Annotated in this window: 1 protein-coding gene; it reads right to left on the minus strand. The window is 70.7% G+C overall.

The genetic code is table 11. From position 1 onward, the window contains the following. The coding region (locus Q0741_RS15540; protein WP_298234122.1) for a hypothetical protein at nt 1-26,892 on the minus strand (26,892 nt) is incomplete at both ends.

The following is a 26,892-nucleotide window of genomic DNA, read 5'->3' on the forward strand; positions in this document are numbered from 1 at the left end:
CCGCACTCTCCTTCTCCCCGGCCGCGACCACGCCGTTGAAGGTGACGTTGCCGCCGGCGCTGAGCGTGAGCACGTCGCCCGAAGCCGTCGCGGGGTCGCCGCCGACGAAGTTCTTCTCGCCCGCCGGCAAGTCGCGGTCGGGCAGCCCCAGGGTGATGCTGCCCGCGGCCGTGATGCTGTGCGCGCCGGTGATGCGCGCGGAGTCGGCCAGCAGGTAGTTGCCCGCCGAAGCGAACTGGTCGGCGTTGATGTGCGTGGTGTGGCCCGAGCCGTAGATGGCGATGTCGGGCGCGCTCAGGCGGGCGTCGATGAAGATCTCGCCGCCCGCGCCGTTGGAATACAGCGCCAGGTTGTCCTTGAAGACGATGCCTGCGCTGCTGGAGGTGGACAGCACGATGCGATTGCCCGCGCCGTCCATGCCGATCACGATCTGGCGGAAGCCGTCCTGCAACCGGGCGATCTCGTTGTCGTCCAGGCGCAGCACGTCCTCGCCGGCCGCGCCGTCGCCCAGCACGATGGTGCGGGTCGGGTCCAGCGGCGTGATGCTGAGCTGGGCCCCGGCGCTGCGCACCACGCCCGAGATCTGGAGGTCGTCGGCGGCGATGACGATGTCCTGGCCGCTGGCGTCCACGTTGCCCGCCAGCGTCTGCGCGCCGCTGAGGTTGAGCACGCTGGTGTAGCCGCCGCGCGAGCCGCTGGAGGAGGTTTCGGTGTTGCCGACTTCCACCGCGCGCGTCGCCACGATGGAGACGTTCTCGCGCTCGCTGCTGCTGGCCACGACCTTGTTCGCGTCCACGAACAGCGCCAGCGGGCTGAAGCCGAAGCCGTCCACGCTCTGGCCGATCTCGTGCCGCGCCGTCAGCGTCAGCGTGCCGCCGGTCTGCAGGTAGGCCCCGTCCGCGGCGCGCAGCACCTGGCCGTTCTGCAGCCCGTGCACGCGCGCCTCGTCGGCGCTCAGCCACGCGGCCGTGACGCGGCCGGTGGCGGCATCGACGTCGAAGCGGCCGTGCTGCAGCGCCCAGTCGGCATCGGCGTCGAAGCCGCTGGCCGAGCCGGCATCGCGCAGCCACTGCGCGGCATCGGCACCGGTGAGGATCGAGCCCTGCACGGCGCGCAGCGCGACGTCGCCGCTGCCCGCGACGCGGATGCCGGCGTCGAGCACCAGGTTGCCGTCCTCGGCGGTGATGCTCACCGCGCCGCCGCTGGTGGTGATGTGGCCGTCCAGGTGCACGCCGGCCGAGCCGGCGTACAGCGCCACGCTGCCGCTGGTGGTGGCGATGCCGCCGGATTGCAGCGTGATCGCCCCGTCCACGGTGGACAGCTTCACGCCGCCGCCGCCCTGGACCGCGATGCGCTCGATGGACAGCGCGTCGGCCTCCTCGATCGCCAGGCCGCCCGTGCCGGTGATCGTCACGCTGAGCGACGCCACCTGGGTTTCGAGCGTGCCCGCCGCGCCCTGCGCGGTGCTGGTGCCGATGCCGTCGTGCGCGGACAGCACCAGGCGCGCGTTGGCCGCGACGATGTCGGTGGCGTTGTCGCCGCCGTCGATGATCGCGCCGCCGGCCGTGATGGTCAGGTCCGCGCTGCCACTGCTGCGCAGCTGGCCCAGGCGCAGGTCGCCGCCGGCGGCCAGCGTGATCTGGCCGTTGCCGGCGTCGATCACGGTGTCGGCGTCCATGGTCAGCGCGCCGTGGAGCGCGGCCAGGGCCACGCGCCCGGTGGCGCTGGTGATGTCGGCCGCCTCGCTCAGGTCGAGGCCCCCCTCGGCCTCCAGGCGCACGTCGCCGCCGGCGCTGGAGAGCGCGGCCGCGACGCTGATGGAACCCTGGGTGGCGCTCAGCGTGATGCCGGCGCTGCCGCTGGCGGCCACCGCGCCCAGCAGCTCGATGCTGCCGCCGGCGGTGACGCTCACCGCGGCGCCGCTGGCCGAGGCCAGGCGGTCGATGCGTACGGCATCGCGCTCGAAGACCGTGATCGCGCCCTGCGCGGAGACGTCCAGCCGGTCGGCTTCGACGCTCGCGCCGGCGCTGCCCAGCATGACCGCGCCGTGGGCTGAGCGCACGCTCAGCACCGCCGAGTCGGCCAGGCTGCCCACGCGGATGTCGCCGTCGGCCACCAGCGTCACGTTGCCGGCGGTGCCGGTGATGCTTTCGATGCTCAAGGCGCCGTCGGTGATCAGCGTCAGGTTGCCGCCTTCCATCTGGATGCCGCTGACCAGCAGGTTGCCGGTCTGCGTGACCGTCAGGTCGCCGCCCGCGGTCATCGTCACCTGCAGCGTGCCGACCTCCGAAGTGATGGTCAGGTTGTCGCCCGCGCTCACCGTGAGCATGCCGGCGGTGACCTTGCCGCCCAGCGTCAGGCCCAGGCCCGCCGTGAGCTTGACCACGCCGCTGCTGCCGACGTCGATGGCCGACACCACCACCAGGTCCTTGCCGGCGTCCAGCGTGATGCCCTCGCCGTCGTGCGTGGGCAGGTTCACCACGGTCAGGCTGCCGGTGGCGGCCATGCCGAAGCTGCCCGGCGTGCGGTCGGGCACGATGAGCACGTAGTCGCCCGTGATCGGGCGCGGGTTGGAGGTGGCCGCGTCCTGCGCCGTGCCGCTGGCCGTGAAGGCGGTGTTGGCCGCCTTGGCCGTCAGCAGCAGCTTGCCGTCGTGCACCGACGCGCTGACCGCGCTGGTGGCGTCGGCATCGATCTTCGCCTCCAGCGCGCCCAGGACCGCATCCAGCGACTGGCCCGCGGCCGAGGTGACGCTGTAGGCCTTGCCGTCGACGCGCACGGTGTACTCGACGCCCGTGCTGCCGGCCACGGCGAAGCTCAGCGCCGTGACCTGCGCGGTGGCCGCCGTCGCCGCCTGCTGCGGCGTGGCGGTGGCCGCGCCGGCCTGCACGGTCACGCGCTCGGGCTGCACCGCGGACACGTCGGCCACGGTGAAGGCGGTGTTGCTCTGGGTGTGCGTCAGCCGCAGCGTGTGGTTGTCCGCGTCCACCGTCACCGCGATGTCGCTGCCGGCCTCGATCTGCGACTCCAGGTCGGCCAGCACCGCCGCCCAGGTCGGGGCCGCGCCGGCGGTGCTGGTGTAGGTGTGGCCGTCCACGGTCAGGCTGTAGACGTTGCCTTCCACCAGCGCCGCGCCGAACTGCACGTCGGTGATCTGCGGCCGGACCGTGCCGGCCGCCGTGGTGGCCTTGGTGCCGTCGTCTTCCACGGCATCCGGCAGCATCACGGTCACGGCGTTGACGCCGAAGGCCTGGTTGGCCACGCGCGCCGTCAGTGTCAGGGTGTGGCCGCTCACGGTGGCCGTCACCGGGCTGTTGGCGGCGTCGAAGTCGGTCTTGAGCTTGGCCAGCGCCGAGTCCAGGCCGCCACCGTCGGAGACCTGGGCGATGTAGTTCTTGCCGTTGACGAACACGACGACCACGGCGCCGTCGGGCAGCGCCACGTCGCCGCTGAAGCGCAGCACCGACTCCTGCGCCACACCGTCGGCCGCGGCCACGGTGGGCACGCGCCCGTCGTCGAGCACCGTGCCCTGCGGCGCGACGCCCAGGGCCGAGACGGTGAAGGCCACGTTGGCGACGTCGGCCTCCAGGGTGAGCACGCCGTTGGCATCGACAGAGCCCTGCACCGGCTCGCCGTCCTCGATGCGCTGGGCCAGCTCGGCCATCACCTGCGCCAGCGTGGCGCCCACGGTGGCGCTGCGCGCATGCGACTGGTAGGCGGTGTTCGGGTCGTCCTCGATCAGCGCCGCCAGACGCTGCAGGACGTCCTCCAGCGTCTCGCCGTCGGCGGCGCTGGTGCTGTAGCTGCCGGCGCCCACCTTCACGGTGTAGGTTGCACCGGCAACGAGCGCGGTGCGGCCGAAGTCGAGCATCTGCCCGGCATCGCCGGTGGCATCCGCGCGCGCCGTGCCGGTGGACACCGCCACGGCGCTGGCGCCGCCGGAAATCCCGGCCAGGCCGGCGCCGCTGGAAACCTCCAGCTTGCCGTCCGTGACCGTGGCCGCGAGGTCGTCGTCGGCATCGATCAGGCCTGCCAGCGCGGCGTTGACGGCCGCGAGGTCCTCGCCTGCGGCCACCACGTGGCTGAAGGTCTTGGACCCGATCTGCAGGCTGATCGTGGCCCCGGCATGCACGCCCAGGCCCGCGAGGTCGATGCTGCGCGCATCGGCCGCGTCCGTGCCCGCGGCACTGACGGCCGAGGCCGCCAGCGCCACCGCCGGCACCTCGGCGGACAGCGACAGCGCCAGCCCGTCCGCGCCGCTGACGTACAGCAGGTTGGAGTCGCCGGCACTGGCGCGGTAGGCGTGGCCGTTCACGAACACCGTGAACTCGTTGCCCGCCACCACCGTGCCGCTCTTGAAGGCGAAGTCCGAGATCTGCGCCGCGCTGCTGCCCGCGCTCTGGTAAGGCGCGCTGCCGTCCTGCACCACGCCGCCGTCGATGTCGCCGCCGGCCTGCACCTGCTCCACGCGCAGCTCGCCCAGCGTGTAGCCCACGCCGGCCACCAGGCCGCTGAGGCGCAGCTGGTGCAGGTCCGCCATGACCGCCACGCTGACCTTGCCGGAGGCCTCCAGCTTGGACTTGAGCGCGCCCAGCACCGAGTTCCAGTCCGCGCCCACCACGTTGCCGTCGACCACGTCGCCCGGCATCACGGTGTAGGCGGTGCCGTCCAGGGTGACGGTGTAGCGCAGGTCGCCGCCCACGCTGCCGAAGCTGATCCAGTCCGTCTGGACCGCCGCCGCCGCGGGCGCGGCCTGCAGCGCCACGATGGCGCTCTGGATGTTGCCGGCGGTGGCGAACAGGCCCAGCTGCGTCACCGTCGTGTCGCCGGTGACCAGGCCCTTCGTGCCCTCGGCCGTGAAGCGCACCTCCACCTCGTCGCCGCTGCCGGCCTTGGTGGGATCGCTCAGCCACAGGGGCGCGTTCGGGTTGCGGTCGCCCTCGTTGACGGTGACGGTGTAGCCGTAGAGGTCGGCCACCGTCTGGTCGGCATGGCCGTCGGCCGTCCACTCGCGCACGCGGCCCTTGGCATCCACCGTGACGCTGCCGCTCCTCTTCTGCGCGCCGCTGTCGAATGCGGCCTCGACCTCGTCGACGTAGATGTCGCCGGCCGACTTGATGACGATGTCGCTGCCGTCGGCGATGTTGCGCACCGAGTCCAGCCAGAGGTTGCCGCCGGCCTGGATGCTGACGCGGCCGTCCTGCGCGGTGATGCTGTTGACCACCAGCGCGGTCGCCTCGTTGATCGAGATGTCGCCCTTGACGCTGGAGAGCACGCTGATGCTGTTGACCAGCGTGTTGAGCTGCACGCCGTTGCGCGCCGTCACGTCGAGGTGGTCGCCGATGAACACCGAGGCGCCGTCGGCGCTGATGGCCGTCGCCTTGAGCACGATGTCGCCGCCGCGCGCCGCGTCGGCGCTGACGATGCCGCTGTGCACGGTGAGCGTGCCGCGGATGTCCAGCGTCACGTTGCGCGCCGGGTCGTAGCCCTGCACGCCGCCCACGTAGCCGCTGAGCAGCAGGTCGGACTGCAGCTCGACGCTGATGTCGTTGCGCGCGCGCAGCTCGAAGTGGGTGGCCGGCAGGCGGTCGGTGCGGATGCTGATGAAGCCGCTGTCCTGGCCGGCGCGGGTGACGTAGCTGGCGCTGGCAGTGTCCCAGGTCGTGCGCGTGACCGTGTGGTCGCCGCGCGCGGTCACGGCGAAGGTGTCGATCTTGCCGTCGGCATCGGAGGGCAGCGCGGCGATGGTGCCGCTGATGAGCACGTCCTCGCCGGCGATGAGCTCCAGCCGCTTGGAGGCCGAGAGCTTGCCGGTGATGCTCAGCGTGCCGCCGGTCTCCAGGATCAGCGTCTCCGAGGCGATCTCGCTGGGCAGCAGCCGGGTGCGCGTGGCCTCCGTGGCGCCGAAGAGGAAGTGGTCGCCCGCGCGGTACTCCATGAGCTCCGGCGCGTTGAAGAAGCGGTACAGGTCCACCGTGCCGGCGGCGATGAAGGCCACGCCGCGGCTGTACTCGATGCTGTCGCCGCTGGCGGGCGCGGCCACGCGCACGCTGTCCAGCGTGCTGGACAGGCGCACGGTGTTGCCACGCACGTGGCTTTGCGCACCCACGCGCAGCTCGTGCTGCGCGCCCAGCGACACGGTGGTGCGGCCGTCGTCGGCGAAGCCGGCGCCGCTGCCGGTGTCCAGGCGGCTGATCGCCTGCAGCACGTCCAGGCCGGAGCTCTTTTCCAGCGCGCCGTCGAAGTCCTGCAGCACGATGTCGCCATCGGCGGTCACGGCGTCCAGCGCGTTGGCGGCGATCTGCAGGCTGCCGATGCCCGCCTGCGCGCGCAGCGTCAGCACGCCGGCCACCAGGTCCACGCCGGTGTCGGCCGCGCCCTGGAGGATGCGGCCGCCGGCCGTCAGCGTGATGTCGCCGGCCGAGGACACGCTCGTGGCCTGGGCACCGTCCACCACGGGGGCGTCGGCCGCGTCGGCCAGGTAGATGCCGGCCGAGGCCCACTCGGCGCGGATGTCGCCGCCGGCCGTGACGCGGATGTCCTGGCCGGCCTTGTTGCTGGCCAGCACCAGGCCGCCCAGGCGCACGTCGCCCGCGGCGTCGAGCACGAAGCCGCCGTCGTTGACGCCGAAGGCGTCATCCCTGGACAGGCCCACGCTCAGGGCGCGGTCGCCCTGGACCACGCTCACGCCACCGGCGTGCGTGGTGCCGCCCAGCAGGGTGTTGGCCTGCGTGCGCAGCTGCACGCCGCCGCGGGCCTCGACGCGGAGCGCGTCGGCCGTCAGCAGCGCCTCGGCCATGCCGGGCTGCATGACGATGCCGCCCCAGGAGCGCAGCGTCAGGTCGCCGCGCGCGGGCGTGTCCACCAGCCCCAGCACCAGCGCGTCGGCGGCGGTGCTGCCGGCGGACAGCGTGATGTCGTTGCGGTCGCTGCTGCCCAGCGCATGCACCTGCTCGGCCACCAGGCGGCCGGTGGTTTCGATGGCGATGGCGCCGTCGGCCGCGCTCACCTGCGCCAGCGTCAGGTCGCCCTGGTTTTGCAGCGCGATGGCGCCGGCGCCGCTCAGGCGCAGGTCCACCGTGTCCACGTCGGTGCCCAGCGTCATGCCGGTCTCGGCCTGCGCGTGCAGCGCGCTGGCGACGATGCGGCCACTGGTGACCCACTGCGTCACGGCCTGGGTGTGGCCGTCCGCGTCGGTGACGTCCACCGTGACCTGGTGCTGCACCTGCGTGATGCGGCCGCTCTCGGCCAGCAGCGACACGGTGCCGCCCGTGCCCAGCGCGGACAGCGTGCTGTCCTCCAGCACCAGGTTGCCGCCGTGCAGGCCGGTGCGCAGCACCAGCTCGGCGCCGCCGCCGGCGCCATGCGCGGCGGTGGCGGTCAGGCGTGCTTGGGCGTCGCCCAGGATGTGGCCGAAGCCCGCGTCGTCGGCACCGGCCTGCACGGTGATCGTGCCCGCGGTGATGCTGCCGCTGAGCTCCACGTCCTGCGCCGCCGTGACGGTCACGGACAGCAGGCTGGCCCCCAGGGCATCGGCGGAGGCCGCGATCTGGCCGCCGATGTAGGCGTCACCGTCCGCGTCCAGCGTCACCGTGCCCTGGGCGCCGGTGATGTTCAGCAGCGCCGAGTCGCCCAGCTGCAGCGTGGTGTCGCTGTGCAGCGCGATGTGCTCGGCGCTGAGCTGCGTGCCGATCTGCTGGCCGTCGATGCTGCGGCCTTCCAGGCGCAGCAGGTCGCCGGCGTCGATGCGGATGGCGGATTCGAGCGCGGTGGCGCCCGAGGCCGCATCCGCGGCGCGGCCGGTGGCCTCCATGCGGCCGCTGAGCTTGACCTCGCCGCCGGCGTCGATGCTGATGCTCGCGCCGGCGATGGAGGTGCCGGCGGCACCGTAGGTCTGCGAAGGCGCGTCCTCCCAGCTCAGCTCGGTGCCCAGCACCGTGCGCGTGCCCATGACCGGCACCGTCTTCCACACCGTCACCTGGTTGGTGACGGGCGTCTGCACCTCCTTGACCACGGTCTGGAACACCGCCCGGTCGTCGTACACGTCCTCGGCGTTGGTCTTGAGGGCGTAGCTGTACTTGACGCGCTGGTCACGGATCTCGTGGTCCAGCGAGGTCCAGTTGTAGGTGTAGTCGTGGAAGGTCTCGTTGACCGTGAGCACCGGCGACTTGGCGCGTCCCTGCACCTGGATGAAGAGGTCGTCGCCGGAGTTGTCGTGGTACTCCACCTTGCCCTGCAGCCACGGGAACGTTTGCTTCCAGCGGTTGTAGTTGGCGTCGTTGAAGACGGTGGTGAAGGGGGCGAAGTCGTGGGCGTCCTCGCCGCCGGCCACGATCCGCAGGATGTCGATGAGGTTGCGGTTGAACTCCTGGCCTTCCTTGTAGAGCAGCGACATGCCGAACGTGGGCACCTCGTCCTCGTCGCTCCAGTCGGGCCAGCCGCTGCCGTCGTCGTTGTCCACCCAGTGGTTGACCAGGTCGGTCCACTTCGACCAGCCCTGGAAGCTGAAGGCCCAGGCCTTGTGGCTGCTGGAGGACACCAGGTCCAGCCTCAGCGTGTCGCTGGCCAGGGTATCGACGTAGGTCGTGAAGGCGTACAGGTGGTCCGTGGAGCGCGAGCCCTGGAACTTGGCCAGCGCCGACACCAGCCGCTCGGCGTGGTAGGCGTCCACGTCCTTGGCGTAGGCGTACTCGTAGCCGGTCTGCTCCCACACCCAGTTCGGGTCGCGGTCGAGCACGTTGTTGGCGTCGCGCCCGGCGATGGTGAAGATGCGGTCGCCGGTGGTGGACTGGTAGTGGACGGTCCAGGTGGCGCGGCCGTCCTCCACCGGCGAGTGCAGCAGCTCCCAGCTGCTGCTGGGGTAGCCGTCCTCGGGGAAGTAGTAGTCGGAGTGCTTCTGCTCGTACCAGACGCGGGCCTGGTCCTTGTAGGTGCCCACCAGCTCGCCCTTGGCGCCGGCGCTGCCCACCTGCCAGTTGTTGTCGTTGTGGCCGTCGGCCGTGGCGTCGCCCTTGAGGTACTGCGCCGCGCCGTTGGAGACGACGCTGAGGATGTCCTGCTGCGCGCCGGTGGGCATCAGGACGTACTTGTCCTTCCAGCCCGCCACGGGCACGTAATAGACCATCTCCTCGTTGCCGGCCCACTCCGGCGTCCAGTCGGTGGTCTTGGTCTCGCCCGCCACCGTGGACTGCGTCTTGGCGTTGCTGTAGGCGAAGCGGTAGAGCGGCATGTAGCCGGTGTTGTTGAGCACCGCCTGGCGCTGCGTGTCGTTGAGCGCCGTGAAGTCCAGGTACAGGTTCTTGTTGGCCTTGTCCGGCGCGAAGTCCGGCACCCCCGCGATGTGCACCGCCGGCACGCCCTCGGTGCCGTTGTTGTCCCAGTTGATCTGGCTGTTGTGGTAGTCCAGGCCCTCGATGAGGATCTCGCGGAACTTGGCACCCTCCGGCGCGTTCGGGTTGTAGTAGCCGATCTGCTCCAGCGTCACGTCCATCGTGTGGTAGAGCGAACCGACCTTGACCAGCTCGGTGCCCACCATCTCGGTGATCTCGGTGGTGCTGTACTGCATCTCCTGCACCTCCACCACGCCCGCGGCCACCTGCTGGTAGCCGATGACGACCTGTTCGGTGGTGGCGGTGGTCGTGTACACCGGTACCTGGAAGGTGGTGGGCGTGCCCACCACGGGGTCGGCGTCCAGCACCACGCTGCCGCCCGCGCGCAGGGCGATGGCGCCGGCCGCGGTGACCAGCCCCTGGCCGTGCACCGTGATGCCGCCGCCCACGAGGTCGGCGCGCGTGATCGCACCTTCGAGTTGCGCGCGCGACCAGCCCATGTCGACGCCGGCGTTGAGGTCGATGCGGTCGTTGGAGCTCACGAAGCCGGCGATGCTCAGGTCGCCGCCGGAGTTGAAGAGCACGCGGCCGTCGGCCGCGCCCTTGCCGTCCAGGCCCGCGGCGACGCGGCCGTTGACCACCATCTCCGGCGCCGTCAGGTGCACCAGGCGGTCGGCCTGCACGATGGCCGGGTCCAGAGCGCCGGCGGCGGTGTTCTCGGCCGCCGACACCGTGAGCTTCGCCTTGGCCTGCAGGAACACGGAGGAGCCCTCGCCCAGGCCGTAGACGTGGCTGCCCGCCAGCACGTTGACGTTGCGGCCGACGATGCTCACGTCGTCGCGCACCTCGATGTTGCGCAGGATGGTGACGTCGCCGGCGGTGGACGTGATGTCCACCAGGCGAACCTTGCCCTCGCCCAGCGAGCGCTGGCCCACCACGCCCTGGATGGACACGCTGTCCACCGAGGTGATGACGATGCTGCCGCCCGCGGCGGTGTCCAGCGTGCCGCCGGACTGGTAGCGGTTGGCGCCGTCGAGCACCAGCGTGTTGACGAGCACGCCGATGCGGCTGCCGTCGGTACCGCCGCTGATGCGCAGCTGGTCCTCGGCCTCCACCAGGCCGTCCACCATGACCTGCGACAGCGACGTCAGCGTGACGTCGGCGCCGGCGTGCAGCGCGCTGACATGGCCGAGCAGGCGCATGTCGCCGTCGGTGGTCAGGCCGAGCTGGCCCTGCACCGCCGTGTCGGCCCAGCGGCCGCCACCGGTGGCGTCCACCGCGATGGCGCCGCCCGCGGCCAGCACGAGGCCCAGGCCTTGCGCATCGCTGCCCGCGCGCAGCTTGATCTCGCCCGTGGCGAGCAGGTTGCCGCCACGCGTGGCGTTGCCCAGCGTGACGGCGCGGTCGACCGCGATGTCCAGCAGCGCGCGCTGGCCGGTCCATGCCGTGCCCGCCGGGCTGCTGCCGTTCTCGGCCACGAAGGCCGCGCCCGCGGCCACGTCGGCCGCCGACACGAGGGAGCTGGCACGCAGCGTCAGGCGGCTGCCGTCGGCCGCCGTCAGCAGCTGCGCGTCCGCTGCCAGCGTCATCACGCCGCCGGCCTTGAGCTCCAGCACACGGTCGGCCGCCAGGACCACCGCGCCGGCATGCGCGCCCACGGAGCCGACGGACAGGCTGTCCGTGGCCTCGAAGCGCAGCGACTGGCCGGCCTGCGACAGCAGCCGGGTGTCGTAGATCTCGATGTCGTCGCCGGCCCTGGCCAGCAGCGAGCCCGCGAGCTGCAGGTCGCCGTGCAGGCGGATGTCGCCCGTGGCCGTGAGGCTGATCTCGCTGTCCGTGGTGGACGGCGTGGCGAGCGTGCTGCGGATGACGCCGCCGAGGTCGATGTCGCGCCCGCTGACCACGAGCTGGCCGCCGGTGGCCAGGCGGCCGCCTTCCTTGGACAGGACCACGCTGCCGGCCGTGGAGGACAGCTGCAGCAGGCCCAGCCCCGGGCTGCTCTCGCCGATGGCGCTGTTGACGATGACGTCGTTGAGTCCGGTGAGGACGATGCGCCCGCCCGGCTCCAGCGTGTTGAACTGGCTGGAGGCGTAGGTCCGGATGCTGGCCGCGCCCTGGTCCGAGGCCGAGCCGGCCGTGATGAGGATGTCGCGCTGCGCCGTCAGGTCGCCCTTGAGATGCAGCGTGGAGCCCGCGTTGATGACGATGTCGGCGTTGGTGCCGCGCGCCACCAGGCTGCCCAGCAGCGTGGTTTCGCCGATCGGGTTGAGCACCATGCCGCCCGAGAGCGTCTCCAGCAGGCCGGTTTCCGTCAGCGTCACGGCCTGGTTGCCCAGCGCCGTGGTGCCGGCGTGGAGGTTGATGGCGTCGTGGCCGCGAATCCAGCCCTGGATGGTGATGGCGCCGCCGGGCGCGTCGGCCCGGCCCAGGCTGACCACCGAGCCGCGCGCGGCGGCGTCGATGGCGTAGCCCCGGCCCGAGGCGGCGGCGCCGGCGTCGAGCTGCGTCAGGCCCAGGCGCGCCGAGGCGCTGCCGTCCACCGCCTCCAGCGTGAACTGGCGCTGGCTGGTGAACTGCAGGTGGCCGTCGTCGAGCCGCACGTTGAAGGCGTGCTCGGCCGTGTCGCTGCCGCTCAGGCGCACCGTGCCCGGCAGCGCCGCGCCGGTGTTGCGGTCGGTGAGCGTGAAGTCGGTGGCCTCGATGGCGCGCTGCAGGTCGTCGCGCAGGTCGGCGATGCCGGTGTTGCCCTGCGTGTCGGACGCGCGCAGCGTGACCACCGCGCTGGCCAGCGCGGTGCCGATGTCGATGGTGATGCGCAGGCTGACGTCGCCGCCGAGGCGGCCGCTGGCCAGCTCGGCGAAGCCCTGGGCCGAGATCTCCTGGGCCCAGGCCGGCGCCAGCACCGACAGGTCGCCCGAGGCGCTGAGCGAGATGGTGCTGTCTTCCTGCCAGGTGCGCAGGTGCACCGAGCCGCCGATCACGATGCCCTCGTCGGCCCACGGGTCGGCCGCGCTGGGCGTGCCGTTGCCCTGGCCGCCGCGCACGTCGATGAGCCGGCCGGCCATCAGGTCGCGGCCCAGGCGGATCTGGCCGCTGGCGTCGATCACCAGCTCGGAGTCGCCGCCGTAGTGGCGGATGGTGCTGCCCAGGGTGCGGCCCTCGGCGTCCTTGTGCGTGACCAGCTCGCCGCCGGCCACCAGCTGGCCGTAGAGCTGGGCATCGCCACCGGCATTGAGCTCGATGCGGCCGTCGGCGTTGGACACCGCGATCACCGCGCCGCCGGGCATGTCCAGCCCCAGCCCGCCGCTGTCGCGGCCGGCATGCACGGTCACGGACTCGCTGGCGCGCAGCGTGGCGCCGATCTCCACCATCTCGCCGGAAAGCGCCTGCGCCTGCGCGCCCAGCGTGAGCTTACCCGCCGAGCGGATGTCGATGCGGGAATCCTCGCCGCTCCAGGCCACCGCGCCGCTGCCGTCGAACTCGCCGCCGGACAGCAGCGTGCCGCCCAGCGTCACGTGGCCCGCGGCATCGATGCGCACGTCGCCGCCCGCGCCACCGCTGTGGCCCGTGGCCACCAGCGCGCCGGCCGTGGTCACCAGCACCGCGTCGCCCGTGGCCGCGTTCAGCGTCGCGAGCTCCACGGCGCGCGAGGCGGTGAGCGTCGTGTCCACGACGATGTGCTCGCCCGCCGTGACGCTGATGGCCGCGTCGCCCGCGCCGCTCCAGTTCACGCCGTGGGCGCCCACCGTGCCGCCGGCCACCACGCGGCCGTTGAGCACCACGGTGTCGCCGCCCTCGATGGTGACGCGCGCATCGACGCCGGTGCTCACCAGCTGCGACGCCGCGTGCAGGTACACGCTCACGCCGGCGGCATTGCTGTCGCCGCTCTCGCTCAGGCCCGAGCCTGCGTCCTGCGCGAACAGCCCGGCGGCCGTGACGCCGCCGCGCAGCGTGATGTCGCCGCTGACCTGCGCCTCGCCCTCCCAGTAGACCCAGCGGTCGGACTGCAGGCTCAGGTTGCTGCCCTGGCCCAGCAGGTCGATCTTGCCGCGCACGATCACGTCGTCCTTGGACGTGACGCTGAAGCTCTGGTGGTCGCCCAGGTTGGTGATGGAGCCGGTGAGCAGGAAGCCCGCGCCGCGCTGGCCCAGCAGCTCGTGCGGCTGCTCCACGCGCAGGGCGTCGAAGCGGCCGTCGTTGTCCTCGTCCACCGCGTGCACCACGTAGCGGTGCGTGCCGTCGTCGAGCACCCAGCGGTCGTTGACCGCGCCACCGGTGCCGCCCCAGCTCATGCCGGCGTTGCTGTAGTCGATGCCCTCGGTGAAGCCGCTGACCAGCGCCTTGGCGCCGGCATCGGCCTTGTAGTAGACGGTGGAGCCGTACTGCGTGTAGCCGCTTTGCTCCAGCACGCGGAACTGCTGCGCCGCCGTGAGCTCGCTGAAGGGCGTGCCGGCCTTGGGCACGGGCACCTCGCTCCAGACGATCTGGTCGTTGCGGTAGTCCTCGCCCTGGACGAAGGTCAGCACGAAGCGCTTGGCGGCGGAGGCCGCCTCGGCGTCGTGGTAGACCAGCCCGTCGAAGCGGCGGTAGCCGCTCTGGGCCAGCACCTTGTCCTGCTGCGCGAGCGTGAGGTCGGCAAAGGCGCTGCCCTTGGCCGGCACGGAGCCCGTGCCCCAGTCGATGTCGGCGTACTGGTAGTGCACGCCCTCGACCAGCTCCGGCGCCACGCGCAGGCCGGCCTCGGCGCCGGCGTTGACGAACACCTGATGGTCGTAGACGGCGTAGCCCAGCGTGCGGGCCACCACGTCGCGCTGCGCCGGCGTCAGCTGCTCGAAGCTGGCGTCGGCCGCGGGGGCGCTGACGCCGCCCCAGTCGATGGCGTCGATGGCGTACTGCGCGCCGGCGGTGAAGCCTTCGACCACCTGCAGGCCCTCGGCCGCGTTCAGGTTGACCCAGTGCTTGCCGGTGTAGACCTCATAGCCCAGCGCATGGGCCACCACCGCCTGCTGCGCCGCCGTGAGGCTGGCGAAGCTGGCGCCGGCCGCGGGCTCGCCCGCCGCGCCCCAGTGGATGTCGGCGTTGCTGTAGTCCACCGCCGCGCCCTGGGTGAAGCCGGTGACGGCCTTCTGGCCCGCGGGCGCGTTGTAGTTGAAGAAGCGGACCTGCAGGCCCTCGGACTGCAGCAGCGCATCGACGGCGCCGCGCTGCGCCGTGCTCAGCTCGGCGTAGCGGGCATCGGCGCGCGGCTTGTCCACGCCGGCGGCCTTCCAGTCCACCAGGCTGGCGTAGTCGGGCGTGAGGCCCTGGCCTTCCAGGTAGGCCGCCTTGGCCGCGGCGCCGGCCGACTGCAGGCCCAGCGCCGCGTTGACCACGGCCTTCTGCGCCGCGCTGAGCTCGGCGTAGGTGGTGTCGTCACTCGGCTTGGGCGTGTCCTTCGTCCACGCCATCAGCACGTTGCGGTAGTCGACCTGGTAACCCAGCGTGGAGGCCACCACCGCCTGCTGCGCGCCGCTGAGCTGCGCAAAGGCGGTGCCGGCCGCCGGGGCGGACACGCCCCAGGCCGCCCAGTCGATGCGCTCGTTGGTGTAGTCCGGCGCCACGCCCTGCACGAAGCTGGTGAGCAGCTGCGAGCCCGCCGGCGCATCGGCCTTGAAGAAGATCGTGCCGGTGTGGAGCTGGTAGCCCGTGGAGTCGGCCACGCCCTCGGTCAGCGTCGTGACGAAGCGCTGGCCCTCGGGCGCATTGGGGTTGTAGAAGCCGCCGTCGGCATGGACGGTGTAGCCCAGCGCCAGGGCCACCTGGTCCTTGGCCGCCTGCGACAGCGATTCGAAAGGCTGGTAGTTGGCCAGCGGGGACACGGCCGCGCCGTTCCCCAGCGCCAGGCCCTGCGAGGCCAGCAGCGCGCGCAGCGCCTCGGGGATGGCACGCCCGTCCAGCGCCGCGGTGAGCGCGGCGAAGCCGTCCTTGTCCAGCGACTGCGCCAGCGTCCGGCCGGAGATCGTGTCGAAGTAGTCGGCCGACACGTCGCTGCTGAGCCCGGCATGCAGGTTCAGCGCGCCGTTGGCCAGCAGCGCGCCGGCGAGCTTGAGCGTGCCGGCGGTGTCGATGTCGATGCGCGTGCCCTCGGCGCGCTTCTCGGGGATGGGGCTGCTGCCTTCGTAGCGGAACGTGGCGCCGGCCATGATGGCCGAGCCGGATTCGAGGTTGAGCCACTGGCTCGACGCCAGCTCGATGCGGGCGCCGGTCTCGCCGGCGTCCTGGCCGACCCACATCACCGCGCCCTGCAGCACGCTCAGGCCGGTGCCGGCCTGCATGCGCAGCAGCGAGCCCGCGCCCTGCGCGAACAGCGTGCCGGCGGTGTAGATGGAGCCGCTGGTGGCGATGCGCACGGCGCTGCCCGCACCCGTGGTGTGGATGTCGGCCGAGCGGTCCACGCGCAGGCTGTTGACCTGGGCACCGAAGTCCAGCAGGCCGTTGACGCCGGTGGAGTGCAGCACGTCGAGCTGCACCGAGCGCTCGCCAACGAGCCAGCCCGAAACCACGGCCTGCTCGTCCACCTCCAGCACGAGGTCGCGCGCGCTCAGTCCCGAGTCGGGCGCCCCCATGGGGTCCTGGACGTTCTTGCTGCGCACCTCCAGCAGACGCGTCTTCAGCGTCAGCGTGTCGCTGGACTGCACGTCGCCGAGCACCGTCATGTGGTCGGCACGCAGCACCACCGCGTCGTTGAACCTGGCGCTGAAGGTGAAGAGGCCGACCGCCTTGTCCTCGACGTCGCCGATGTACATCAGCACGTCGGCCTGGCCGGCGGCGGCGCGGTGGCCGATCTCGATGCGGCTGAACCCGTCGGCCAGGGCCGAGAGGTCACGCATGCCCAGCTCCAGCTTGCCGGTGCTGCCGGCCACCGAGTAGTCGCGCCCGTAGGTGGACTGCGCCGCGGCGCCGATGTCGTAGTGCTGCGCGGCGGTGAGCGCCGTGATGCTCAGCAGCCCGGTGCCGCGCACCCGGTTGTCGCCGGAGGCGAAGTCGATGTCGTCGGCCACCAGCGTGATGCGGGCGCCGGCGCCGCCGGCCTCGATCACGCCGCTGTCCAGCGACAGCAGCGCTTCGGCCGTCGCCAGCCTGACGTCGATGAAGCCGTTGGCGGCGTACAGGCCGCCGTTGGCGCGGCCGTCGGCCACCAGGTGCAGGCTGTCGAGCTCACGCACCACGACGTTGGCGTAGGACGGACTGGTGCCGGTGTTGACCACCGACAGCTCGGCCAGCTGCGTGTTGAAGGTGCCCTGGATGCCGTGGGCACGGATGCTCACCAGCGCCTCGGGGGCGATGAACGTGGCCTGCTCCACGTTCACCAGGCCGGCGGCGTCGAGCACGAAGTCGGTGGCGCCCCAGGTCGCGTCCTTGCCGCTGACCAAGCGCGTGGTGGCGGCCAGGTCGGTGACCTCGATGCGGTCCAGCGCATCGGTGAAGTCGATCACCGTGCGGTCCTGCACGAACTGGTGCCGGTTGAGGTACACCGGCGTGGCCGTGGTGCTGTTGATCGGCGCCAGCACCAGGCGGTCGAAGCCGTCGCCGCCGGTGACCTTGGCGTAGCCGCCGGCGGCCATCTGGATCAGGTTGTTGCCGCTGCCGGTGTCGATCTTGTCGATGGCGCCCGCGGACACCACGATGGTGTCGTCGCCGCTGCCGGCGAACACGGTGTTGCGGCCCGCGCCCATGTCGATGACGGCCGCGCCGGCATTGCCCACGAAGCGGTCGTCGCCGTCGCCACCGATGTAGGTGATGCCGTCGATCCAGCCGCCGACGAACTCGTCGTCGTCCTTGCCGCCGCGGATGATGCTGCCCGCGCCGCCGCCCAGGATGACGAAGCGGTCGTTGCCCTCGCCACCGTCGAAGTCCAGCACCGCGGTGACGTAGGGGTTGACGTAGATCGAGTCGTTGCCCGAGCCGCCGCGCGCCACGATCCGCTTGACGCCGTGGTGCTTGGTGGTCTGGCCCATCGCGCTGACGGTCACCAGCTCGGAGTCGGGCTCCTGGCTGATCGAGTAGGTCTCGCTGACCGTCTTGTCGAACATGCTGTCGCCGTGGCGGCCGGACTCGTCGCCCATGGTCAGGAACAGCACGTCGCCGATCTGGTACGTGATGATGGGCTGCGGGCCCCAGGTCCAGAGGTAGTCGCCCGAGGCGGTGATGCCCATCACCGTGACGCTGGCGGCCAGGTAGGCGCTCTGGTCGGTGATGGCGATGGTGCCGCTGAAGCCCGCCAGCGTGGTGTTGATCTCGAACAGCCCCAGGTCGATGGACACGTCCAGCGAGCCGTAGGCCGAGGCCGCGAAGAGCTGGTGGCCGCCGATGTTGCTGAGCTCCAGCGAGACCCCGGCACGCAGCTTCAGGATCGCCATGTCGACCAGGAAGTCCGCCTTGCCGTAGATGCGGAAGTCGCCGTCGGACTGCACGAAGCCGCCGACGTCGATGGTGATGAAGTTGAAGAAGTTGAGCTGGGCGTCGAATTCCAGGCGGAACACCGAGTTGGCGACGCTCATGCCGCCGTGGAAGTCGATGCCGAAGCCCAGCAGGTTGATCTCGCCGTCGAGGTCGATGTTGAAGGTGTGCCCGGCCTTGACGAGGTAGCTGCGGCCGCCGATCGAGCCGCTGAAGTCCGTGGTGCTGCTGGTGTTGATCTCCAGCCGCGCCTTGGCCTGGATACCCAGCACGTCCACGCCCAGGCTCACGTCGGCCTCGGCCACCATGGCGAAGATGGGCTGGCCGTCGAGCACCTTGAACTCGGCCGCGCCCAGCACGTGCATGGAGCCCAGCGGGCCGAGCTTGAGCGTCATGTCCAGCTCGGCCAGCAGGCCCGTCGGATCGACCTCCAGGTTGAAGGCGCCGCTCATGTTGACCACGCCGCCCATCATGCTGATGCCGGCGTTGCCCGCGATGTGCAGCGAATGCGCCGCCAGGTCCACCATCTTGATCGGCGGGCCGTCGGACGAGGTGTTGATCGCGCGCACCTGCTGCGTCTCGGCGGTGCCGTTGAACTGCAGCATGAAGCGGCCGGTCACCTGGAACAGCGCCGCGTCCATCAGCAGCGCATCCGGGCCCACGCCGCCCACTTCCAGCGCGCCGTAGACGCCGCCCTTGACGATGCCCAGCGTGCCGGTGACGGCCAGCGGCTCCAGCAGCGGCAGGTCCAGCGAGGCGGACACGCCCAGCTCGGCGCCGCTCTCGGAGACGATGACGCCGAACTCGCCCTGCAGGCTCAGCGCGCCGCCGAGCAGGTGCAGGTCGCCCTGGCCCACCAGGGCGACGTACATGCCCGTCCAGCCCGGCTTGCCCGGCGGCGTGGCGGAAATCCGGTATTCGTCGAAGTCGACCTTGTCGCGGAACACCTGCGGCACCTGGTAGACGATGTCGCGCCCGAAGGTGTTCATCGTCAGGTCCAGGTGCGCGTCGAGCTGCGCCACCGGACCGAGGTCCAGCCCCGTGCTGAGCTCGGCGCGCAGCGCGACGCCGCCGGAATTGACCACCAGCAGCCCGGTGGCGTGCGCGGACAGCAGCTCCGAGCCCTTGGGGCCGATGCGCGCGTTCACGTCCGCGAAGGCCGTGAGGCCCTCGCTGGCGCTGAAGCGGAAGTCCAGCGCGCCCGTCATCGACACCATGTCGAAGAGGTTGAGCTCGGCCTCGCCGAAGACGCGCAGGAACTGCTCGCGGTAGGTCAGGACGATGGGCTCGTCGGGGTTGCCGGTCTCGATGCCGTAGCCGGCATGCTCCACGCCCTTGGAGTCGGTCCAGGTGCTGCGCGAGAAGTCGATCGTCGTCAGGCTGACCTGGACGCCGACGTTGGCGTCATAGGACACGGCGCCGGTGGCGGCGTCGCGCGTGATCTGGCCGACGTTGAGCGAGAAACGAGCGCCGGTGTTGATCTCCAGCGCGATGTTGTCGGCCTGCAGCGTCACGCCGGGCACGCCCACCAGGCCGATCATGTCCACCGTGGCGCGGCCGGCGATGTACACGCCCACGTCCACGCCGGTGGTGTCGATCACCAGCTCCTTGGCCAGGATCAGGCCCAGGTCCAGGTTCTCCACCGCCAGGCCCACGGCCGAGGTGTCGGGCGTGTCGCGCTCGTCGATGCGGCCGTCGTGGTTGCTGTCCTGCCAGTAGCCGCCCACGCCGATGAAGCCGTAGGCGTCGTTGATGCCCACGGCCAGCGTGGTGACGGTGGTCTCCTCGCCGTTGGACAGCGTGACCTTCTCCGAGCCGCGCTTGGTCAGCGCCATCGACGCCGACATCTGCAGGAAGCCCGCGAGGTTGATCTCGGCGTAGCCGATCTTGGCCTGCACGATCTCCTCGGTGAAGTCGAGGAAGACCATGTTGTCGCCGCCCGCGGGCAGCGCGAAGCCGGCCTTGTCGATCTTGCCGTTCTGGTTGCGGTCCTCGCCCTCGTCGAGCACGCCGTTGCCGTTGGCGTCCTCGGTGAAGTCCTTGAAGCTGTCGCTGAGCTGGTAGTTGATCGACGGCGGCCCGAAGAGCTGCAGCGCCGCGTTCACCTGCGCCGGCGCCTGGGACAGCACGAAGGTGTTGATGTTGACCTCGACGTCCTCGGCACGCACCGACAGCAGGCTCGGGTCCACGCCCACCAGGCCGGCGCGCTCGACCGAGGCCTTGGCCGAGATGAACTTGGGCGAGAACTGCGACAGGCCCGGGATGGCGTCCATCAGCGCCGGCGTCATGATCGCCAGGCCGAAGTCCACGTTGTCGATGGCCACGCCGACGGCGTTCTGGTTGATGCTGTCGAGCAGGCCGTCGTGGTCGGCGTCCACGCCGTAGCGGTAGGGGCCGCCCACGCCGGCGAAGCCGGTGAGGTTGGCGCCGCCCAGGGTCAGGGCGTTGACCTGCAGCGGCAGGATCGAGGCGTCGAAGCCCGTGGCGCCGCCGATCTGCTCCAGCAGCGGCTTGAGGCCGCCGGTGTCCACCGCGACGTTGTAGACCTCGCCCTTGCGGAAGGCCAGCGAGCCGCGCAGGAACAGGAAGTCCGCCACCGCGATGTCGGCCAGGCCGATGTCCAGGCCCAGCAGCTCGTTGCCCTTGAAGTCCAGGTACACCGGCTGGCCGCCGGTGGCGATCTCCAGGCCGGTCTTGCCGTCCTTGACGATGGAGCTGTAGTCGGCGGTGGAGCGCATCACGCCGCCGAAGAGCTTGCCGCCCTGGTTGACCTCGACCGTGACGTCGTGGGCCTGGATCTTGAACACGTCGCCCAGGCCGTAGACGCCGATCTCGTCGGCATGCGCCTTGAGCGAGAAGAAGTTCTCCGTCGTGGCCCAGCTCAGGTCGGCCTTGAACAGGCCCAGGGCCACGTCCACGTTCTGCAGCCCGAAGCCCACCAGGCCGCCCTGCTCCGACAGCGGGCGGTCGAAGTCCGGGTCGCCCAGGCCGACGAACACCGAGACGTTGCTGGCGCCGAAGCTCAGGCCCTTGAAGCTGACGTCGTGCAGGCGCGAGTAGTCGTCGGAGAGGCCGCCGGCCATCTTCAGGCCGTCCAGCAGCATGCGCGTCTTGCTGTCGAGCACGCCTTCGAGCAGCGACAGCTCCTTGGGCAGCCCGGTGTACATGTCGGCCGTGAAGCTCTGGCCGATGTGCAGCTGGAAGTCGCCCTGCAGGTGCACGAAGCCGTCGAGGTCCAGGCGCAGGTCGGGCAGCTCCAGCGTGCCCAGGATGCCGTCGATGCCGATCGACAGGTCGATGTTCTTGATGAACTTCAGGCCGTCGCGCAGCCAGTCCGGCGCGCTCAGCGAGACATCGGGGATCAGGTCCGTCAGGCCCGACAGGCTGATGGTCGGGATCAGGCTGCCGGTGGAGGGCAGCACGAACTCGAAGTCGAAGCTGGTGCTGATGCTGAACAGGTTGAAGATGCCCAGCGTGGCATCCATGCCGATGCGCAGCGAGTTCGAGTCGAAGTCCAGCTTGAGCGCGTTGGCGTCCGAGCCCACCGGGATGGACAGGCCCTGGCCGCCGTTGATGCGGCTGAAGTCGGCATACGTGGCCGGCACCGGGACGGAGCCGGCGAAGGCGCCGTTGAACTCCAGCACCACGTCCTGCGCCTGCAGTGTCAGGAAGGGGTCGGTGCCCACCAGGCCGGCCATGCCGGCGGTGGCCGAGAGGCCGAAGAACTTGCCCGGCAGCGTCGCGCCCCCGCCCAGCGTGGGCGCGAGCATCGCCAGCGCGAAGTCCAGGTCGTCGATCGCGAAACCGATGGCGTCCTCGTTGGGCGGATCGAGCTCGTTGATGACGCCGTCGCCGTTGGTGTCGCTGCGGTACGGGCCCATGATGCCGGCAAAGGCATACACGTCCTTGCCCGCGACGACCAGCGCCTCGGCGTTGGCGGTGACGGTGGCGCCGGGGATGTGGAAGTCCACGTCCTCGACGATGCGCCGCTGGAACGTGAAGCCGCCCTGCAGCGACAGGATGCCCGCCACGCTGGCCGTGGCGCGGCCGACGGTGGCCTCGGTGACGAGGTTGTCGAAGTCCAGCACCATCGGCGTGCCGCCGGTCTTCACCTCGTAGCCGGCGCGGGTGCCGCCGTTGGTGAAGTCGGCCGAGAACACCGGGCTGTTGCTGATGTTGACCCCGACGTGCACGTCCTGCAGGCCGAACTGGATGAAGTCGCCGAAGCCCTTGAAGCCGATGTCCGAGGCGTTGGCCTTGAGCGCCGTGAACTTGGTGTTGGCCGGCACGATGTTGGCCAGCGGGTTGGACAGGTTCACCTGCGTGGTGAACAGCGCCAGGCCGAAGTCGAAGTCGTCGATCACCAGGCCGGTGGCGCCTTCGTTGATGCTGCCGTCGGCGTTGCGGTACGGGCCGCCCACGCCCACGAAAGCCTGCACGTCGTTGGCGCCGAACTCGATGCTCTTGGCCTTGACGCCGTCGATGCGCGTGCCCAGCGGCCCCTTGACGCTGAGCTCGACCACGGCGCCCTTCTGGAACGAGAAGTCGCCCTGCACGTACACGAAGTCGGCGATGCGCAGCGTGGCGTCGTTGACCGAGGCGCCGATGAACTCGCCCGTCATGTCCAGCAGCACGGGCTGGCCGCCCGTGGGCAGCTCGTAGCCGCCCGTGGCGGCGAAGCTGGTCTTGAAGTTCAGCGCCGGCATCCCGTTGGATGCCGTGTTCAGGACGATGTCGATGTTCTTCGCCGAGAGCTGGAAGTCCTCCGGGTCGAAGCCGTAGATGGCCACGGAGTCGGCATGCGCCTTGAGCGCGGTGTACTTGGTGCCGGTGGCGGACTTGAGCTGCAGCAGCCCGAAGTCGATGTTCTCGGCGCCGAAGCCGTAGAGGCTGTCGGCCTGCTCGGTGAAGGTCTTGCTGCGGTCGAAGCCCTCGGAGGCGTAGCCGACGAAGACGTCGATGTTCGAGCCGCCGATGGTGAAGCCCTCGGCCTTGGGCACGGGCAGGCCCCAGCTGTCGCGCAGCGTGCCGAACTCGGCCTTCTGGAAGCCGATGGAGCCCTGCACCAGCACGAAGTCGGAGATGCGCAGCGTCGCCTGGCCGGCGAACACGCCCATGCGCTTGCCCTTGAAGTCGAGCGTGACGGTTTCGTCGCCGCCCGCGGGCAGGTCCAGCTTGCGGTTGCCGGTGAAGTCCAGCGCCATGCCGGCCACCGACGAGCTGTTGTACTCGATGTCGATGTCATCGACCGAGAGCTCGAAGTCCTCGGGGTCGAAGCCGTACAGCGCCACGCGGTCGGCGTGCGCCTTGAGCGCGTTGTACTTGGTGCCGGCCTTGTCCTTGACGCTGAGGTAGCCGAAGTCCAGCCCATCCACGCCGAAGCCGTAGAGGCGGTCGGCCTGCTGCGCCAGCGTCCTGCTGCGGTCGATGCCGCCGTCGGCGTAGCCGACGAAGGCGGTGATGTTGGAGCCGCCGATGCTGAAGCCCTGGGCACCGATCACCGGCGTGGTGCCGGTGCTCAGCGTGTTGCCCCACTCGGCCTTCTGGAAGCCGATGCCGCCGCTGAAGTACAGGAAGTCCGAGATCGCCAGCGTGGCGTTGCCGGCGAACACGCCCAGGCGCGAACCCTTGAAGTCCAGCGTGACCTTCTCGTCGCCGCCCGTGGGCAGGTCCAGCTTGCGGTTGCCGGTGAAGTCCAGCGTCGTGCCGGCCACCGACGAGCTGTTGTACTCGATGTCGATGGCGCTGACCGAGAGCTCGAAGTCCTCGGGGTCGAAGCCGTACAGCGCCACGCGGTCCGCGTGCGCCTTGAGCGCGTTGAACTTGCGCCCGGCGGCGTCCTTGACGTTGAGGTAGGCGAAGTCCAGCCCGTCCACGCCGAAGCCGTAGAGCTTGCCAGCCTGTTCGGCCAGCGTCTTGCTGCCGTCGATGCCGCCGTCGGCATAGCCGGCGAAGGCCATGATGTTGGAGCCGCCGATGCTGAAGCCCTTGGCGCCGATGACCTTGGCGCTGCCGGTGCTCAGCTGGTTGCCCCAGTCGGCCTTCTGGAAGCCGATGGCGCCGCTGAAGTACAGGAAGTCGGAGATGCGCAGCGTCGCCTTCTCGGCGAAGACGCCGATGCGGTCGCCGCCCTTGAAGTCGATGGTGACCTCGCCGGCGCTGCCCAGCTTCAAGCCGCCGTCGAAGGAGGTGGCGAAGTCGATGGTGCGGCCGAGCCCGTCGGCGCGGTTGATCTCCAGCGTCAGGCCCTGGGCCGAGAGCTCGAAGTCGTCGGCGTCGAAGCCGTACAGCGCCGCGCCGTCCATGCGCGCCTTGAGCGCGGTGTAGGACTGGCCGCCGGCCTTGGCCGTGAGCAGCGCGAAGTCCAGGCCGTCCACGCCGAAGCCGTAGAGCTTGTCCGCCTGCTGCGCCAGCGTCTTGCCGGCGTCGAAGCCGCCGTCGGCATAGCCGACGAAGGCGGAGATGTTGGTGCCGGTGATGGCCAGCATCGAGGCCGGCGCGACCTTGGTCTTGTCGCTGAGCGTGAGCAGCCCGGTGGGCGACGCGCGCTCGAAGCCGATGCGGCCGTTGAGGTACACGAAGTCCGAGAGCACGATCGTGACGTCGCCCTCGGCGCGCAGCAGCTCGCCCTGGCTGCCGGCGAAATCGATGGTCGTTGCGCCGCCCACGCCCGTGGCCACGTCGAAGGCATGTGCCCCCGAGAAGTCGATGACCTGGTCGCCGTCGCGGGCCGCCTGGTTGAGCTGGACCTCGATGTTGCGCACGCTCAGGCCCAGGTCGCCCAGGCCGACCAGGCCCACGCTGGTGGCGTTGGCGGTGAGCGCGGTCCACTTGCGCGCGGCATCGGCCTGCGACGAGAACATCGCCAGGCCGAAGTCCACGTCCTGCAGCAGCAGGCCCAGGGCGTCGTTGGTACCGCCGTTGGCGCCCACGAAGACGTCGATGTCCGAGCCGCCGATGGTCAGCACGTCCACGGCCACTTCTTCCGCCTTGGAGGCGCCGGCCTTCTTCGCCAGCGTCACGGAATCGCTGGAAGACGCGATGGCGAAGTTGCCCTCGACCTGCACGAAACCAAAGACATCGAGTTTCAGGTGGCCGCTGGCCTGCAGCAGCTCGCCCTTGGAGCCGTCCAGGCTCAGGGCCAAGGTGCTGTTCACCCCGGTGACCACGCGCAGCGCGGTTGCGCCGGCACCGTAGTCCACCACGGTGGTCGCGCCACCGCTGGCCTGGTTGATCTCCACCTTCACGCTGGTGGCGCCGATCTCGAGATCGTCGCCAAGGCCGACGAAGCCGACGCTGCCGGCCGTCGCCTGCAGGGTCGTCCACGAGCGCGCCGTGCCGCTGGCGCCCTTCTCGCTCATCAGCGCCAAGCCGAAGTTGACGCCCGTCATCTGCAGGCCCAGCTTGTCGGTGCTGTCCGCGTTCAGGCCAGCGAAGGCACTCAGCCCTTGCCCGCCCAGCGTCAGCACATCGACCTCGACCCGCTCGCCGCTTGCGGCGCCATCGGCCTTGGCCAGCGTCACCGACTGGCTGCTCTTGCGGATGCCCACATCGCCGCTGAGGGTGATGAAGTCGGACACGCGAGCGCTGAAGCCACTGGCCGCGAAGGCTGCCGTATCGGAGGCGATGGCTTCGGCGAATGTGTACTTGGTCGTACCCACCGCCAATTGCTCGCCCTTGCCCACGCCACCGGCCGCCCCGGCGTACTGCACCAGGACGGACGAAGCCGACAGACCGGCCAAGCCGGCGATGTTGGCCGACAACGAGCCGCCCGACAGCTCGAACACCGTCGCCGCGCCGGCGCGCAGGCCGAAGTTCGCGTTGCTCAGGCTCAGCGAGGCCACGGAGCCCGCGCTCAGCTGCGCCGAGACGGCAGAGCCCACCGCCACCAGCGTGTTGCCGGACTTGGCGAAGCCCACGTCACCGCTGAGTGTCACGAAGTCGCTCACGTTGGCCGACAGGCCCTTGAGCTGGAATGCCACCGTGTTGGCCGCGATCGCCTTGGCAAACGTGTAGCTCGTGCTGCCCACGCCTAGCGTGGTGCCCGCGCTCACGCTGGCGCCCGCGCCGGCGTACTGCACCATCGTCGAGGCCGCGCTGAGGCTGGCGAAGCCACCGATGCTGGCTGTCAGCGTCCCGCCCGTCAGCTCGAACACCGTGGCCGTACCCGCACGCAGGCCAAAGTTCGCATTGCTCAGGCTCAGCGACGCGGCCGAGCCCGCGCTCAGCTGCGCCGAGACGTTGGAGCCCACCGCCACCAGCGTGTTGCCGGACTTGGCGAAGCCCACATCGCCCGACAGCGTCACGAAGTCGCTCACGCTGGCCGACAGGCCCTTGAGCTGGAACGCCACCGTGTTGGCCGCGATCGCCTTGGCGAACGTGTAGCTCGTGCTGCCCACCGACAGCGCGGTGTTGGCCGCCACGCTGGCGCCCGCGCCGGCGTACTGCACCATCGTCGAGGCCGCGCTGAGGCTGACGAAGCCGCCGATGCTGGCCGTCAGCGTCCCGCCCGACAGCTCGAACACCGTGGCCGTACCGGCACGCAGGCCGAAGTTCGCGTTGCTCAGGCTCAGCGATGCGGCCGAGCCCGCGCTCAGCTGCGCCGAGACGTTGGAGCCCACCGCCACCAGCGTGTTGCCGGACTTGGCGAAGCCCACGTCGCCCGACAGCGTCACGAAGTCGCTCACGCTGGCCGACAGCCCCTTGAGCTGGAACGCCACCGTATTGGCCGCAATCGCCTTGGCAAACGTGTAGCTCGTGCTGCCCACCGACAGCGCGGTGTTGGCCGTCACGCTGGCGCCCACGCCGGCGTACTGCACCATCGTCGAGGCCGCATTGAGGCTGGCAAAGCCGCCGATGTTGGCCGTCAGCGTCCCGCCCGACAGCTCAAAGACCGTGGCCGTACCGGCACGCAGGCCGAAGTTCGCGTTGCTCAGGCTCAGCGACGCGGCCGAACCCGCGCTCAGCTGCGCCGACACGTTCGAGCCCACCGCCACCAGCGTGTTGCCGGACTTGGCGAAGCCCACATCGCCCGACAGCGTCACGAAGTCGCTCACGCTGGCCGACAGCCCCTTGAGCTGGAACGCCACCGTGTTGGCCGCGATCGCCTTGGCGAACGTGTAGC

The sequence above is a fragment of the uncultured Azohydromonas sp. genome (assembly GCF_937926365.1).
Classification (GTDB): domain Bacteria; phylum Pseudomonadota; class Gammaproteobacteria; order Burkholderiales; family Burkholderiaceae_C; genus Azohydromonas.